At 41.4% G+C, this 16,866-nt stretch carries 11 protein-coding genes and 1 pseudogene; 10 read left to right on the forward strand and 2 right to left on the reverse strand.

The window, feature by feature from the left end:
- Positions 1–202 precede the first annotated feature (202 nt).
- The 5 genes from NQ550_RS04420 to NQ550_RS04440 all read left to right on the forward strand — a co-directional run bounded on the left by NQ550_RS04420 (position 203) and on the right by NQ550_RS04440 (position 5,493).
- On the forward strand, positions 203–1,333 hold the full coding sequence (locus tag NQ550_RS04420) for a BMP family ABC transporter substrate-binding protein (protein ID WP_370792857.1): 1,131 nt from the start codon (positions 203–205) through the stop codon (positions 1,331–1,333).
- A gap of 254 nt (positions 1,334–1,587) precedes the next feature.
- Entirely contained in the window at positions 1,588–3,123 is a 1,536-nt protein-coding gene (locus NQ550_RS04425) for an ABC transporter ATP-binding protein (protein WP_025579969.1), read from the forward strand.
- A complete protein-coding gene (locus NQ550_RS04430) occupies positions 3,120–4,199 on the forward strand; it encodes an ABC transporter permease (RefSeq protein ID WP_025579970.1) in 1,080 nt (359 codons plus the stop codon). The genes NQ550_RS04425 and NQ550_RS04430 overlap by 4 nt, the downstream gene beginning before the upstream one ends.
- 12 nt (positions 4,200–4,211) lie before the next feature.
- Positions 4,212–5,192, forward strand: a complete 981-nt coding sequence (locus NQ550_RS04435) for an ABC transporter permease (RefSeq protein WP_025579972.1) — start codon at positions 4,212–4,214, stop codon at positions 5,190–5,192.
- A gap of 100 nt (positions 5,193–5,292) precedes the next feature.
- Entirely contained in the window at positions 5,293–5,493 is a 201-nt protein-coding gene (locus NQ550_RS04440) for a DUF1858 domain-containing protein (RefSeq protein WP_008707923.1), read from the forward strand.
- A 181-nt stretch (positions 5,494–5,674) separates the two neighbouring features.
- Here the strand turns inward: NQ550_RS04440 and NQ550_RS04445 are convergent, their stop codons facing one another.
- Positions 5,675–6,421: an adaptor protein MecA gene (locus NQ550_RS04445; RefSeq protein ID WP_025579973.1), complete on the reverse strand. Its 747-nt coding sequence runs from the start codon at positions 6,419–6,421 to the stop codon at positions 5,675–5,677.
- A 697-nt stretch (positions 6,422–7,118) separates the two neighbouring features.
- Between NQ550_RS04445 and NQ550_RS04450 the strand changes: the two genes are divergently transcribed.
- The 5 genes from NQ550_RS04450 to NQ550_RS04470 all read left to right on the forward strand — a co-directional run bounded on the left by NQ550_RS04450 (position 7,119) and on the right by NQ550_RS04470 (position 14,653).
- A complete protein-coding gene (locus tag NQ550_RS04450) occupies positions 7,119–7,319 on the forward strand; it encodes a hypothetical protein (RefSeq protein WP_008707925.1) in 201 nt (66 codons plus the stop codon).
- A gap of 311 nt (positions 7,320–7,630) precedes the next feature.
- Positions 7,631–9,280, forward strand: coding sequence for a glycosyl hydrolase family 18 protein (locus NQ550_RS04455; protein ID WP_025579975.1), 1,650 nt, complete (start codon positions 7,631–7,633; stop codon positions 9,278–9,280).
- Between the two features lie 164 nt (positions 9,281–9,444).
- Positions 9,445–10,140, forward strand: a complete 696-nt coding sequence (locus NQ550_RS04460) for an N-acetylmuramoyl-L-alanine amidase (RefSeq protein ID WP_025579976.1) — start codon at positions 9,445–9,447, stop codon at positions 10,138–10,140.
- A 123-nt stretch (positions 10,141–10,263) separates the two neighbouring features.
- The gene (locus tag NQ550_RS04465) at positions 10,264–12,276 is read left to right on the forward strand and encodes a hypothetical protein (protein WP_025579978.1); all 2,013 of its coding nucleotides are present in this window, start codon (positions 10,264–10,266) and stop codon (positions 12,274–12,276) included.
- Positions 12,277–12,415: 139 nt separating this feature from the next.
- Positions 12,416–14,653 (forward strand): DUF2298 domain-containing protein, encoded by a 2,238-nt coding sequence (locus NQ550_RS04470; protein WP_029677094.1) that lies wholly within the window; start codon positions 12,416–12,418, stop codon positions 14,651–14,653.
- Positions 14,654–15,372: 719 nt separating this feature from the next.
- On the opposite strand, the pseudogene NQ550_RS04475 reads toward NQ550_RS04470, so the two are convergent.
- Positions 15,373–16,735, reverse strand: a pseudogene (locus NQ550_RS04475) (transposase); the annotation flags it as partial.
- Positions 16,736–16,866 lie beyond the last annotated feature (131 nt).

Below are 16,866 nucleotides of genomic sequence, written 5' to 3' on the forward strand. Positions count from 1 at the left end.
AAAAAGAAAGTGCGTTTTTGCTGAATTTATTGACAATTCAGACATAAACGGTTATAGTAAAGATACTTGCAAGGAGGCATAACACAGAAAGTTGTGCCTCTTTTGTTCCGTAGCAGGAATCAGAAAACAAATAGAAAGAATGGAGGAATGAAGAATGAAGAAAGCATTGGCAATTGGACTTGCAACAGTAATGGCGGTTTCCATGAGTGCACCGGTATTTGCAGAAGATGAAGGCAAAGGGATTGCAAAAGAGGACCTGAAAGTAGGAGTGATCTATATCGGTGATGAGAATGAAGGTTACACAGCAGCTCATATGAAAGGAATTGATGAGATGGAAGAGAAGCTTGGTCTTGACGATTCTCAGATTATTGAGAAAACTCTCATCGGTGAAGATGAAGGATGCTATGATGCGGCAGCAGACCTTGCAGATCAGGGATGTCAGATCATCTTTGCAAACAGCTTTGGACATGAGACTTATATACTGGAAGCAGCAGGGGAATATCCGGAGGTTCAGTTCTGTCATGCAACAGGAACACAGGCTGCATCCAGCGGACTTTCCAATATGCATAACTATTTTACAAATATTTACGAAGCACGTTACGTGTCAGGTGTAGTTGCAGGTCTGAAACTGAATGAAATGATCGAGGACGGCACAGTAAAAGAAGACGCATGCAAGATGGGTTATGTAGGTGCATTCCCATACGCAGAGGTTATCTCCGGTTATACAGCTTTCTATCTTGGCGCGAAGAGCGTATGCCCGTCTGTAACAATGGAAGTAAAATATACAAACAGCTGGGCAAGCTTTGACCTTGAGAAAGAGTGCGCAGATGCTCTGATCTCTGACGGCTGTGTACTGATCAGCCAGCATGCAGATACAACAGGTGCTCCTACAGCATGCGAAGCAGCAGGAGTTCCATGTGTAGGTTATAATATTGATATGACATCTGTTGCTCCGAACACAGCACTTACTTCTGCATCTATGGACTGGGGTGTATATTATACATACGCAGTACAGTGTATGCTTGACGGCACAGCAATTGATACTGACTGGTGTAAAGGATTTGCGGAAGGTGCAGATAAGATCACAGCTCTCAATGACAAAACTGTAGCAGAGGGTACAGAAGAAAAGGTCAAAGAAGTGGAAGATGCGCTCATTGATGGTTCCCTTCATGTATTTGATACATCTGCATTTACAGTAGACGGCAAGGAACTTGATACTTATAAGAAGGGTGATACAGAGTACATTTCTGACGGATACTTCCATGAATCTGAATATGGTTCCGCACCTGCATTTGATATTGCGATTGATGGAATTACATCTATTACAGAATAAGAAAATTGCTGGAGCTGCAAAGCGCGGAGCAATTTACGACAGCAGGGCTGCCCGGGCGGCAGCTCTGCTGTTTTCATATCGTACGTGCAAAAGAAGTCTTGAAGTCTTCTGACAGAAGGTTTCTTTTGCTGTATTATGGAGTATACAGGAGAGCAATTCCATAATTCAGAAGTAGGATTAAATGATATCGGCAGTCAAAGAGACAGGACTTTTACTGTAGATTGGATATCATTAGATAAAAGGAGGAAACGATAGTGGGAGAAAACTATGCACTTGAACTTAGAGATATTTCCAAGAGTTTTGGTTCGGTCCAGGCGAATGATCATGTAGATCTCACACTGAGAAAATCGGAGATTCTTGCAATTCTGGGGGAAAACGGAAGCGGAAAGACAACTCTGATGAATATGATCTATGGAATTTATTATCCGGATGAAGGACATATTTTTGTAAATGGAAAAGAAGTAACGATCCGTTCACCGAAAGATTCCTATGAACTGGGAATCGGTATGGTACATCAGCATTTTAAACTGGTAGATGTACTGACAGCAGCAGAGAATATTGTTCTGGGACTTCCGGGAAAGGGAAAGCTGGACATGAAGAAGATCACAGAGGATATTCAGAAGCTGGTAGATAAATATGGATTTGAATTGGATCTGTCACAGAAGATCTACGAAATGTCCGTTTCCCAGAAGCAGACAGTTGAGATCATAAAGATGCTCTACCGCGGTGCAAGGATTTTGATCCTGGATGAGCCGACCGCAGTTCTGACACCACAGGAGTCTGACCGGTTATTCGATATTTTGAGAAATATGAGAAAAGATGGATGTTCCATTATGATCATCACGCACAAACTCCAGGAAGTTCTGGCGTTATCAGACCGTGTGGCAATACTCAGAAAAGGAAAGTATATTGATACAGTAGAAACAGCTCAGACAAATGCACAGAGCCTGTCAGAGATGATGGTAGGCGGCAGAGTAGATCTCAATATCGACCGTCCTGAACCGGAGAATGTAAAGAAACGATTAGTAGTCAAAGGTCTGAACTGTAAAAATAAAGAAGAGGTAAAAACTCTGGACGATGTTGATTTGACAGTAAATGCAGGAGAGATTCTGGGTATTGCCGGCATTTCCGGAAGCGGTCAGAAAGAATTTCTGGAGGCAATTGCAGGACTTCAGGCGATAGAGAGCGGTTCGATTACCCTGCTTGATGACAATGGAAAAGGAACAGAGCTTGCAGGAATGGATTCTATCTCCATTAATAAAGCAGGGATCAGCCTTGCTTTTGTTCCGGAAGACCGTATTGGTATGGGGCTTGTGGGCGATATGGATATGACTGATAATATGATGCTCAGAAGCTATCGCAATGGAAAAAGTCCATTCCTGGATCGAAAAGGTCCAAAGGCACTGGCATTAAAAATTAAAGAACAGCTTGAAGTCATGACTCCAAGTATTTCTGCACCTGTCCGTCAGATGTCAGGAGGAAATGTACAGAAGGTTCTGGTAGGAAGAGAAATCGCCCAGAATCCGAAAGTGCTTCTGGTAGCTTTCCCGACTCGAGGGGTGGATGTCAATACCTCCCATGTGATCTACCGTCTTCTGAATGAACAGAAGAAAAAAGGGGTTGCAGTAGTCTGTGTTATTGAGGATCTTGATGTAGTTCTTGAACTGTGTGACAGGATTGCAGTGTTCTGCGGAGGTAAAATCAGCGGAATTGAGGATGGAAGAACTGCAACGAAAGAAGAAATCGGGCTTCTTATGACGAAGCATGAAAAAGGAGGGACACAGGCATGAAGAAAGAACCTTTCTTACAGGTAAGTAAAAGAAGAAACAAAGCCAGATGGCAGGAACGTCTTCTGATCCGTTTCATTGCATTGATCCTTGCACTGATCGTGTGCGGAGCGGTGATCGTTGCCCTGGTAAAGATGAATCCGGTGGATGTCTATAAGGCAATCTGGGATGGAGCAATGGGTTCGGAACGCCGTCTGTGGCAGACCATACGAGATACAATGGTACTGCTGTGTATTTCCATTGGTCTGGCACCTGCATTTAAAATGAAATTCTGGAACATCGGTGCAGAAGGTCAGATTCTGATCGGTGGTGCCTGCTCTGCTGCCGTCATGATCTATGCAGGAGATAAGATGCCTACAGGGTTACTCCTGATCGTAATGTTTGTGGCAAGTGCACTTGGCGGAATGATCTGGGGAATGATCCCGGCTGTATTTAAAGCAAACTGGAATACAAATGAGACACTGTTTACTCTGATGTTGAATTATGTTGCCATGCAGGTAGTAACTTATTGTATTGTATTCTGGGAAAATCCGAAAGGTTCCAATACAGTCGGTATCATCAATCAGGCTACAAAAGGCGGATGGCTTCCGGAATTGTTCGGACAGAAATATGGCTGGAATGTAGTCATTGTCCTGATTCTGACAGTGGGAATGTTCATTTATCTGAAATACTGTAAGCAGGGCTATGAGATCGCAGTAGTAGGTGAGAGCGAGAATACTGCCAGATATGCCGGTATCCAGGTGAAAAAGGTTATTATCCGTACAATGGCAATCTCCGGTGCAATCTGTGGTATCGCAGGTTTTGTTATTGTCAGCGGAGCCAGCCATACGATTTCCACTGCAACAGCAGGCGGTCGTGGATTTACTGCGATCATTGTCGCATGGCTTTCCAAGTTTAATACATTTATTATGGTTGCAGTTTCCTTTGGCATCGTATTTATGGACCAGGGTGCCGTACAGATTGCAACACAGTATGGACTGAATGAGAATGCTTCCAATGTTCTTCTGGGAATCATTCTGTTTTTCCTGATCGGTGCAGAATTCTTTATCAACTACAGAGTAAAGCGTGCAAAGAAATAGGAGGTAGCGGCAATGAGTGTACTGATAGTTTTTATTCAAAAAGCAATTGTCCAGGGCATCTGTATTCTGTATGGGGCGCTTGGTGAGATTATGACAGAGAAATCCGGTAACCTGAATCTTGGTATTCCGGGAATTATGTATATGGGCGGCATTTCAGGTCTGATGGGAGCTTTCCTCTATGAGAAGGATAATCCTGATCCCAATGCACTTGTGGGTGTACTGATATCGTTTTTGTGTGCGTTTGCATGTGCTGCGATCGGTGGTCTGATTTACAGTATCCTGACTATCACACTTCGTGTAAATCAGAATGTAACAGGTCTTGCACTTACCATTTTTGGTACAGGTTTTGGTAACTTCTTTGGCGGTTCTATTTCCAAGCTTGCAGGCGGTGTAGGACAGATTTCCGTAAAAGTAACAGGAAGTGCCTATACGGCAAAAATCCCGGGATTGTCTAAGATTCCGGTTATCGGAGGTATTTTATTTAATTATGGTTTCCTTACATATCTCTGTATTATTATAGCAGTCCTGTTATCGCTTTTTCTGTTCAAGACAAGAGCGGGATTGAATCTCAGGGCAATCGGTGAAAATCCGGGAACTGCAGATGCAGCAGGTATCAATGTTATCAAATATAAATATCTGTCAACCTGTATCGGTGCAGGTCTGGCAGGTCTGGGCGGACTCTATTTCGTAATGGAATATTCAGGAGGAACCTGGACAGACAATGGTTTTGGAGATCGTGGCTGGCTTGCTGTTGCACTGGTAATCTTTGCATTATGGAAACCACTGAATGCAATCTGGGGAGCATTCCTGTTCGGAGCTCTTTATATTCTGTATCTTTATATCCCGGGACTTGGACGAAGCATGCAGGAAGTATTTAAAGCACTGCCTTATGTGGTAACGATTATCGTACTGGTATTCACAAGCTTCCGAAAGAAAAAGGAACACCAGCCGCCTGCTGCTCTGGGACTTCCGTATTTCAGGGAGGAACGATAAAATTAAAAGTTTGCAGTTGATTCCAGAGTAAAATAGTATTATAATATCAGAAGCTATAAAAGCTGAGTAGTATGAAGAAAAATTAAGGAGGAAATATACAATGGCTAAAGTATCAAAAGACATGCTGATCGGTCAGCTTCTTCAGATTGATGCAAATATCGCACCGATTCTTATGAGAGCAGGAATGCATTGCCTTGGATGCCCATCTTCCCAGATGGAATCTCTCGAAGAAGCAGCTATGGTTCATGGACTGGATGTTGATGTACTGGTTAACCAGATTAATGATTTTCTTGGAGAATAATCTTTCTGAAAGGTAATCATATGACGGACTATGACAATTGTTGAATTGTCATAGACTGACATGTAAAAAGGATGTTCTGAATAAGTTCAGGACATCCTTTTTTGAGAAATCTGTAATTTACTATAGTATAAGAAAAGAGCTTTCAGATGAAAACTGAATGCTCTTTTAATTATGAAAATTATTACAGTTGAATCAGCTGCTGAAGGGCAGAATCGGAAATCAGTTCTCCATGTTCTGTCAGATAAGCTTCTCCTGAAAGAGAGAAAGCCTTTCCCTGTCCATATTCCGTAAGAATATTACATACCCTGTTAAAATCCTCCGGAGAAAGTGATGACTGGTGAAGTACCAGTTTGTAAAGCTCATCGGCCGGATCTTTGTACAGGGTGTTTGTACCGGTAAAATAGCCGTTCAGTCCATGGGCGGCCGCAATCACATCGTCCAGTGTGTCGAACTCATAGAGACGAATAAGATTTACATCAGGAACCTGAGTATCGTCATTTTCCTTTGCTCCGGTATTCTGAGCAGATTTGCCATCTTTTGTCTGAGTACTCTTCATCTTTGCTTCGTAAAGCTTCTGGAAGATATCAATAATATTGTCTGCACCGTCAAGCTGAAGAGTATCTGTCTTATCATTCCCGCTGAATGGAGCAAATTTGGAGAAACGGGTATCCAGTTCTTCAGGATCCTCTACTTTGGTAATGATCAGGATGATGCTCTCGGTACTCACCGGGATGGCCTCGATCATTAATGGAATATTATCTGCCTCAAAACCAAACTGTATCTGTGCCTGCTGCATCATATCGCGGAAAAGTTTCTTGGCTTTCTCAGTGCCGTAAGCCAGTTCACTGATACGGATCTGATGGTTCTCCAGGTCTTCTCTTGTCAGTGTGCAGCGTATCTGGTTGTCGTTAATCTTTTCTATCTTCATGTTGTCACATCCTATTCTGAATAACATTGAATTATCTGGCAGCTTCATAATTGCCTGTGAAAATCCATTAAAAGTGTTTCTGATAATGAAAATTTAACTTTTGAAAGCTGCGGACAATTACGGATAAATTAAAAGTTACTATTGTTTTTTTGAACAGCAATTTTAAAGGATTGCCATAGATGCGCTGTCTTTGGAAAATTGCTGCAAGTAACTTCAAAAATTCTATTGTCTGACTGTGAATTTATAAAATTTTATACACTATATTATATAACACAGAACTGCAAAATGTAAAGATAAGTAATCAACCAAAATATTAAATTTTTAGAAACAAAACAGAAAAAAATACATAAATGAAGAAAAACACTTGCATCTGTTTACCAGATGGATATAATGAAAACAGAAGAAGCAGTAAACCTGCGGTTCACATAAGCGAAGATCTGAAACATTAACCAAAGTGATCTTTTATTTCTAAACTTCATTGCCGTTTTTCATGCAGCGTTCCTGCTGTGGCAATGTACAGGTAAAATTTCCATGATGATAAGAAGTTGAAACGTTACTGTTCACTCCGTTCACAGTAACGATAAAACAGGTGCAGGGATATTGTTTTTTCAACAGCCGATAAGGTGCTTTCTAAAAAATCTTATGAAAGAAGGGAGGTAAGCTTACGGAAAATATATCACGGGCAACCAAAAAGAGCATGCGTAAACCACTGGAAAAAGAATTGAAGAGTTATCGTGAACAGGGAATTTCTCTGTATCTGAATGGTATACTCAGTAATCCGAAAACAATTGCAAAAGCCTGTCAGATTGCAGAAGGTGGTGGATACATGCGTGATTACGTTGAAGATGAAAAAGGACGGATCGCTCGTGTGGATTTTGATTTCGTCAAAGAAAAATAACAAAAGAGAAAGCTGCCCGAACAGATTCTGAACCAGTCCCCCCGATGTTCATAATGCCTTCGGGCAGCATAAGAATATAATTACGCATATCTTAAAAATTTGTGAAAAATACGATTTTGCAATACAATTGTAATATTTTATGGTATACTTAAGCCAGTATCATCAAGTTACCGATACAGTTGATAATACTGGTACATCATACTCAAAATAACTATATGAAATACCTTTCTGTGAGCTGATGTATCAATAGCAATCGTGTTACTGTCTGCTTTGTTTCCGGTAACACAATATTTACTGAAAGGAAAAATACTATGAATAAAAAGTATAAACCAGTTATCGCAGTTGCCGTTTTGGTCATTCTTGTTGCGATTCTTGGAATTGTCACTCATGTAGTAATGAAGTACATACCATCTTCTGAGAAAATGGATCTGAATGAATATTATGGAGAAATGACAGATGGGGAGATTGCCCTGGTCATTGGAACTGAGAAACTGGAAGAACGTGGTCTGGTGGACGGAGACAGAGTCTATTTACCACTGGATGTGGTGAATACTTATCTGAACCAGAGATATTACTGGGATTCTGCCAATCAGCAGATACTTTATGCAACACCTTCGGAGCTGACTTCTGCGAGTGCATCATCTGAGGCAGGAGATAAGGTATGGGTGAAAGATGACAAAGTGTATCTGAATCTTACTTATGTGCAGGAATTTACAGATCTTGATGCATACATCACAAAAGATCCATACAGGATTGCCATACAGTATAAATTCAAAAATGTAAAAACAGTCACAGTTAAGAAGAATACAAGCATACGTTACCGCGGTGGAATTAAATCGGCTATTCTTACTTCTGTAAAGAAAGGTACAAAGCTTCGTCTTATCGAAGAATTGGAGAACTGGGATCAGGTAGCTACGGATGACGGATATATTGGTTATATAGATAAGAAGAAAGTGGGAGAAGCAGAGAAGACAAAATTTGAACGAAGCTTTAAGAAGGAAGAGTACTCCTATCTTACTATGGACAGCAAGGTCAATATGGTATGGCATCAGGTGACTTCCACAGATGCCAATGCTTATTTTGCGGATGCGACAGCAAATATGACAGGTGTGAATGTGATCTCGCCTACCTGGTTCTATCTGACAGATACTTCAGGAAACATTGCAAGCATCGCAAGTGCAGATTATGTATCACAGGCTCATGAAAAGGGGCTTCAGGTATGGGGTCTGATCGACAACTTTACACAGGAAGTAAGTACAACGGAAACACTTTCCAGCACTGCGGCGAGACAGAATATTATCAGTCAGCTGATCCAGGCAGCCCAAGATGTGGGAATGGATGGCATTAATGTGGATTTTGAATCTCTCAGCGAGGATGTGGGAACTCATTTTCTGGAATTTCTGAGAGAACTTTCCATAGAGTGTCATAAGAATAATCTGGTTCTTTCAGTGGATAATCCGGTTCCTGAGGATTTTACAAGCCATTATGACCGGGCTGAGCAGGGAAGGGTTGTAGATTATGTGATCATCATGGGATATGACGAGCATTATGTAGGATCTGAAGCCGGTTCTGTGGCATCTCTTCCATGGGTGGAACAGGGAATCCAAGATACACTGGATGAGGTTCCGGCTAAACGTGTGATCAATGCCATTCCGTTTTATACCAGACTGTGGAGGACCACAGGGGGAAATGTGACCAGTGAAGCGATCGGCATGGATCAGGCACAGCAGACAATTGCCGAGAATAATGTGGAAACCTACTGGGATAAGACCACTTCCCAGAATTATGGAAAATATGATATAGATAATTCTACCTATCAGATCTGGCTTGAGGATGCTCAGTCAGTTGCAGAGAAAGTGAAGCTGGTATCCAAATATGACCTTGCAGGAGTTTCTGCATGGAAGCTTGGATTTGAAAACAACGGAATCTGGCAGGTAATCTCGGACAATCTGAATAATTAAAAGTTCTGCATCAGCAGGCTATAAAAACATCTTCTGAAACATATATTAATATAGAATTTTATGAAATACTGATTGCATTATTTTATGGAATTGCTATAGCCAGTCTACAGGAACAGTGAATTTTCCCGTAGACTGTAAAAGATGTCTCAGGAGGTGTTTTTAGTTTGAAAAAATATGGACTGGAATTAATGTTAGGGTGTCTGCTTCTTGTCAGTTTTTTCATTCTGTCAAAACAGGCAGCTGAAGTTTCAGAGACTATGAGTTCAACAGAAAATTCAAAAATCATTCTGGTAGATGCAGGACATGGTGGAGCGGATCCGGGAATGATCGGAGTGAACGGACTGGAAGAAAAGGGGATAAATCTTCAGATTGCCGTAAAATTAAAGGATTCTCTGGAAAAACAAGGATTTTCTGTAATCATGACAAGGGAAGAAGATAAGGGCCTTTATGAGGAGGACAGCAGAAATCAGAAAGCACAGGATATGCAGTGCAGGATTGCTATGATAAAGAAATACAGACCTGTGCTGTGCATAAGTGTTCATCAGAACAGCTATCAGGATTCGTCTGTATGCGGTCCCCAGGTGTTTTATTATGAAGATTCTGTCCGGGGAAAGAATCTGGCAGAGTTTATCCAGGAAGAACTGAATCTGGGACTGAAAGTAAAACGCCCTCGTGTGGCAAAAGGTAATAAAACCTATTATCTGTTAAAAAGAAGTGAAAGCGTTCTGAATATTGTAGAGTGTGGTTTTCTTACAAATCCGGAAGAGGCCGGACTTCTCTGCAAAGAAGAATATCAGAATAAAATAGTGGAAGCTATAGTGAAAGGGATTGAACAATATCTGAAGCAACAAAAAATTTAAAATGTTTAATTTATGTGAACTTGCTTTTAATAAGTAAGGATTTTTGTTATACTGATACTTGTTTGCTAAAATCCCCCGGAGGTAGGAGTATCTGCATGGCGGGGAAATGTACAGGGAGAAATTATGCTTGGAATTATTTATCTGCTTCTGGCAGGAATGCTGGGCTGTGAAGCATCGAAAATGCTGACAGGAGAGGGAAGGAGTGTGTCAGGTATTAATCGTATCTGGCTCATGCTTCCGGCTTCTTTTGGAGTCGGAACACTTTTACTGACCTGGATGGTATATATTATTTCCTGGTTTTTCAGTGTTGTGGGAAAAGCTGAAAATCCACTTTTGTATGGAAATATTATCGGGATGACAGGTGCAGCAGTTATTATGATACTGCTCAGCGTACAGAAATACAGAAAACAGGGAAGTTACAGGATATGGAATATTGATAAAACACAGGATAAGCGCAGATTAAAAAAGGAAATATTACTCTTTGGTCTGCTGACTGTATTTATTACATATATGATGTTTTATGTCTTCTATATAAAAGACGGAATCCTGTATTCCGGCCTGACTGTGTATGGAGACTATGCACCACATACGGCGATGATGCGTTCTTTTTCTGCAGGAAATAATTTTCCCACACAGTATCCTCATTATGGAGGTGCAGATGTAAAGTATCATTTTATGTTTCAGTTTCTCACAGGAAATCTGGAATATCTTGGAATGCGTATGGACTTTGCCTATAATATCGTAAGTACCTTGTCGCTTGTGGGATTTCTTATGCTGTTATATCAGCTTGCACTTAGGATCACAGGCAAAATGTGCTGTGGTGTACTGGCATTGTTTCTGTTCTTTTTCAGAAGCGGAATGGCTTTTTTCAGATTTGCATGGGAGCATATCCAGGCAGGGAATCTTGTGGAAACCCTGGAAGAAAATACTTCCTTTATCGGATATACTGTCAATGAGAACTGGGGATTGTGGAACTTTAATGTTTATCTTAATCAGAGGCATCTGGCATTTGGACTTCTGATGGTGACTTTGGCACTATATCTGTTTATGGACTGGCTGGAAGCCGGGACGGCACATGAAGAGAAGGGAATACTCTGGATAAAAAACAGAATCTTTTCGAAGGAAGGATGGAAAAGCAGAAATCTGGATCAGGCACTGCTTATGGGAATGTTTCTGGGTCTGTGTGCGTTCTGGAATGGGGCAGCAGTGATCGGTGGTCTGCTGATTTTGTGCGGCTTTGCGATTTTCTCGGATGGAAAAGTGGATTACGCTGTCATGGCGGGGGTATCCATCTTCTTTTCCTGGCTTCAGTCAAAGATTTTTATTGTTGGAAGTGCTATGAGTCCTCAGATTTATCTGGGATTTCTGGCAGAGGATAAGACTGTCCCGGGAGTTGTGAAATATCTGTTCTGGATGAGTGGAGTTTTTTTCCTTGGGCTGGTACTAATGGTATGGTTTATGAGAAGACGGGAGAGAGCAATCCTTGTGAGTTTCCTGTTTCCGGTGATTTTTGCTTTTGTGCTTCTGATGACACCGGATATTAATGTAAACCATAAATATATCATGATATCATATGCGTTTCTGACGATTTTCTGGGCATGGGCAGTATGCAGTCTTTGGAATGGGAGAAATGGGCAGTCCGGGATACAGAAAACTATGGGAAAGATACTGGCAATAGTATTGGTGATATCTCTGAGTGTGACCGGGATTTATGACTTTGTGGTGATCATAAAGGGAAATGGTCCGGGCAGACGTGTGACTGTAAATATGAACAGCGAGCTGACCCAATGGCTGGAGGAGAATCTGGAGAAAAACGATCTTTTACTTACTCCTGAGTACAGCATGAATGAAGTGACGATGTCCGGAGCTATGCTTTACTGTGGATGGCCATATTACGCATGGTCTGCAGGCTATGATACGAATTACAGGGCTGCACAGGCTGTAACGATATACACCACATCTGACAGTGAAACATTGAAAAAAACAGTACAACAGGAAAAAATAACATATATCCTGTTTGAAGAAGGTTCGGAATTTGAACAGCAGGAATGTCGTGAGGAGACAATTGCTGCAGCATATGAAAAGGTTTGTGAGACTCAGGATGGACGGATACGGATCTATAAAACAACAGAATAATCCTCAAATGCATTATTACGGGGATTACTCCGGATTTATGATTATGAGCCGGGTGATCACAGATTTACAGAGATAAGAGAGAATGTGTAAGATTATAGTAACCACAATAATTTTATAAATGATTAAGGAGGACGTACGGATGAAGAAATGGGCACCGAGAGTGCTTCTTGCAGCAGCTCTTGCAGGGCTGTCTGCATTTCTGTTAAAGGGAGATGTATGGACATTCTGGACCTGGTGGATGTTGGCATTTCTGATGGGAATGGTTGCCATGCCTGTGACAGGGAGACTGTTTGCCGGATTTGAGGACAAAGGCTGGATGTTTTCAAAAGTGCTGGCGATTACTGTGACAGGTTTTCTTACGTGGTTTCTGGTAACTGCGAAGATACTGCCATTTACTGCAGCGACATGTATCGGTGTGTCTGTTGTATGTGCTGTTGGCTGTGGGGTTTTATATCATTTTCAGGGAAAAAATGGAATTGACTGCTTTCCGTCCGGAAAGGTAAATCTGATTTACGGAGAGGAAATTCTGTTCTTTATATTTTTCCTGATGTGGACTTATTTTGCAGGATTCCGTCCGCAGGCATACGGAACTGAGAAATTTATGGATTATGGTTTCATGGAAGCCATGATGAGAAGTACGACACTTCCTGCAAGAGATCTGTGGTATTCAGAAGGTACGATCAATTATTATTATGGCGGACAGTATTTTGCAGTATTTCTGACGAAGCTGACTGGCAGTAAAGTAGAACTCACTTACAATCTGATGCGTACTTTTGTGGCTGCATTTGCGTTTGCGCTTCCGTTTTCACTGGTTCGTCAGATGTCTGTGGACAGGCTTAAAGGAAGCCTGACAGGAAAGAAACGTTGTGTGCCGGCAGTGGCCGGGATCATAGCAGGACTTTCTGTATCAATTGCGGGAAATATGCATTATGTGGTTTACAGTAAGATCATTCCATGGCTCCAGAAGCTGCAGGGAAAAGAAGCGGACAGCTACTGGTTCCCGGATGCGACCCGTTATATTGGATACAATCCGGATGTGCCGGACAAGACGATCCATGAATTTCCATGTTATTCCTTTGTGCTGGGAGATCTCCATGCCCATGTGGTAAATGTAATGTTTGTGCTGTTTCTGGTGGGATTTCTTTATGCGTGGATGCGAAGTGTGCGGATGAGAGAAGCAGTAATTATGAAACCGGGCCGGAAACAGTTCTGGAAAAAACAGCTGTTGATTCCGCATATCCTGCTGGCTGCAGTGATGATCGGTATGTTCCGGTTTACGAATTTCTGGGATTTTATTATTTATTTCGTGGTGACCGGTGGAGTGGTGCTGTTTACCAATATCGTTCAGTTTGATGGTAAAGTGAAGAGGATTCTGGCAGTGACTGCGGTTCAGGCAGTGGAGATCATTGTGATCTCATACGTTGTTTCTCTGCCGTTTACTTTGCAGTTTGACAGCATGTTTAAAGGTGTGGGAATTGCGCAGAATCATTCTATGATCCATCAGCTGCTGATTTTGTGGGGACTGCCTGTGGTTCTGACAGTTCTGCTGATCATCTGTATCATCTGGGAGAAGCTTCGTGGTGGTGCGAACAGAAGTCTATATAAACTGATGAAAGCAATCTCTGTGCCGGATCTGTTTGCGATTGTCATGGGACTCTGTGCGATCGGGCTGATCGTGATTCCGGAGTTGGTTTATGTAAGAGATATTTACGAAAATGGAAACGCCAGGGCGAATACTATGTTTAAGCTGACTTATCAGGCGTATATGCTGTTTGGGATGACCATGGGATATGGTATTTTCCGTATGCTGGTGTCTGCACGTAAGAAAGTGTTTAAGGTTGTGTCAGTGATCGGCCTGGTATTGCTTTGCTGGACCTTTGGTTATTTTGGAAACAGTGTGTATGCGTGGTTTGGAAAGGTATGGGAGCCTTCTGAATATAAAGGATTGAATGCGACATCTTTCCTGTCAAATGATTTCACAGAGGATGTGGCTGGTATTAAATGGCTGAAGAAGAATGTGAAAGGGTCACCGGTTGTGCTTGAGGCGAACGGGGACAGCTATAGTGGCTATGAGCGTGTTTCTGCTATGACAGGGCTTCCGACTGTGCTGGGATGGTATGTGCATGAGTGGCTGTGGAGAGATGATACTGCGGACTTGAATGAGAAGAGCGCGGATATTGAGAGTATTTATACTTCTTCGGATGAGGAGTATGTGAAGGAGCTGCTGGAAGAGTATGATGTTTCTTATATTTTTGTCGGATCGAAGGAGAGGGAGAAATATGGGGGGACATTGAATGAGGATGTGCTGAAGTCACTTGGAGAAGTGGTGTTCCAGGATGAGGTGTATAGTACTTATATTCTTAAGGTTAATAAGTAAGGGAGTGAAAAATGGCGGCAGTTTGTGTCGCCATTTTTTGTTTGGGTCAAAAAGGGACGCGTAAAAAAATATTTCATTTCCTGTGCGGTTTCGGGCACTAAGATATTCTAAGCCGCTAAAAATCTGCTAAAAGCATGAGAAATCAGAGCCAAACTCGCCTGCGGCTCAGACAGTGTCTCTGATTTCTCATAACGCAGATTTTTGCCGGCTAAGAATATCTAAGTACCCTGCAAATGCACAGGAAATGAAATATTTTTTTACGCTGGTTATTGGTTGGAATGGTTTTGGGGAAATAATTATCAGGTGGAAAAGAGGGAAAAAGTAAAATTTACAGATATGGATTACGATTGTATTATGATAATGTATGTACAATATATATAAGAAAAATATGTTGCTACAGTGGAAAAATGAAAAGATGACACTGTATAAGTAGTAGGAGAAAATGAGGATTGTGAATATTCATATGTAGGTAATTGCGAAACAAGTTCGCAATCCTAACTAAAAAGCGGTAAGAATCTTGCAACGCAGGATTCTTAAGATGAAAAATAGGTACTTCTAAATTTGAACATGACTAAAAGACTTCCCAGATAAACTGCGAAGAAAAGATTGTATGCATATTAATAATCAGGCAATCAAAGGCTTCAAACTCCGGATGTATTGGTATTGATGAATCTTATCAGCGACAAGCACAGTAACAAGCTGGGTAATTCCTGCAAGCAGTAAATCAGCATGAAGTGTTTTCTCATTCTGTGTTTTACGATCTGCAATGCAGAAACTATCTTTGAAATGGTTGATTGACTTTTCAACATTTACACGGATCTTGTAAGTATCCTCCCATTCCTGTGAGCCGCGTTCTACACCAGGATAGGCACGAAGGTTCTTTTCAGGATAAATGTAGATCATTCGTCCGCAGGAAGAAGATGTACATGGATTGTCACAATGACATACGCGATGTTTTGACTTGTCGGCAGGATTGTATTCCCATTTCATTTTTGGACATACAAACTTCATGGTAGGAAGTTTGCTCCGCAAATGGGATCTGCTTCCTTCACGCCGCATCGGAAGTGATGGATCGTGAGGACAGCAGGGAATACCGTTTTCATTGACAGTATAGTCGGTTCCTTCCACAGAAAGCTTTGTTTTTAAAGGGATAAAAGCTTTTTGAAAGCCAATTTCTTCAAAGAGGGATTTGTAAATGTTAATGGCATCAAACGCAGCATCTCCAAGAAACGTCTTTGAATTTATTAAAGGATGTTTCTGGAAAAAGTCAATTAAAACTGGAAGAAGTGCTTTCGAATCGGCAAGGGATTTATCCTCATCCGGTGAATCTGATTTCTTCCCTACAACGATATCAGGATGTTTTTTTAGAAAGTCCTTGTTGTAGAAAGTGATGTCACGAACAATACCAAGCCCGTTCGTAATAATACCAAATTTATAGGCGTAACAGAAATGTCCATTGATGTACATCTGCTGGATTGCCTGATTGGAAGCCGCATGAGTTGGCATAGAGCCATAAGCAGCTTTATAAGGATCATAGGAATCATCAAGGTTATGGGACTTTTTGAAAGCCTTTAGCTGCTTGATAATACGGTTGGCATATTTTGGGTTATTTTCTGTAACCCATGCTTCAATGCCAGAGGTATCAAAGATTGTCATGGAAGCAAGGGCAGGATCAAGACTTTGGCAGATCGGTTCGGTCAGATCAACAAGATGATCGAACATAGATTGTAAGTCCGATAAAAAATCCTGTTTGAAACGTGTAAATTTGGAACCATCCGGAACAACATCAAAACCGCAGAAATCACGCAGTTCCTGGGAAAATTTCAAAAATACGATCAGGAGTGTGTCCGTCGGGATTGAGAAAATACGCTGGATAAGAAGTGCCTTAAGCATTGGATAAAGCTGATGTTTGCGAGGTCTTCCGGTACTGGCGTAAAAATGAGAAATAAAAGAAACAGGAATAATTTCATCAAGGTCAATGGCTTCATCAAGAAGCGAAAGGAACTGATATTTGTCGTTGTCGAATTTATTTTGACAATCTTCAAAAATTTCTGCCAAAGTGAGCTGTTTATATGTTATCATGTAGGTATATCTCCTTTAGGTGGATTGGTTAATTAGTTTCTAGGCAATTCTATTTTACCATAAACCTTGAGGAGATATTTTATTTTAACAACAAAAAAATGCCGTATTTATGCGGCTTTTGGCGTTTCGCA

The sequence above is a fragment of the Blautia wexlerae DSM 19850 genome (assembly GCF_025148125.1).
Lineage (GTDB): Bacteria > Bacillota > Clostridia > Lachnospirales > Lachnospiraceae > Blautia_A > Blautia_A wexlerae.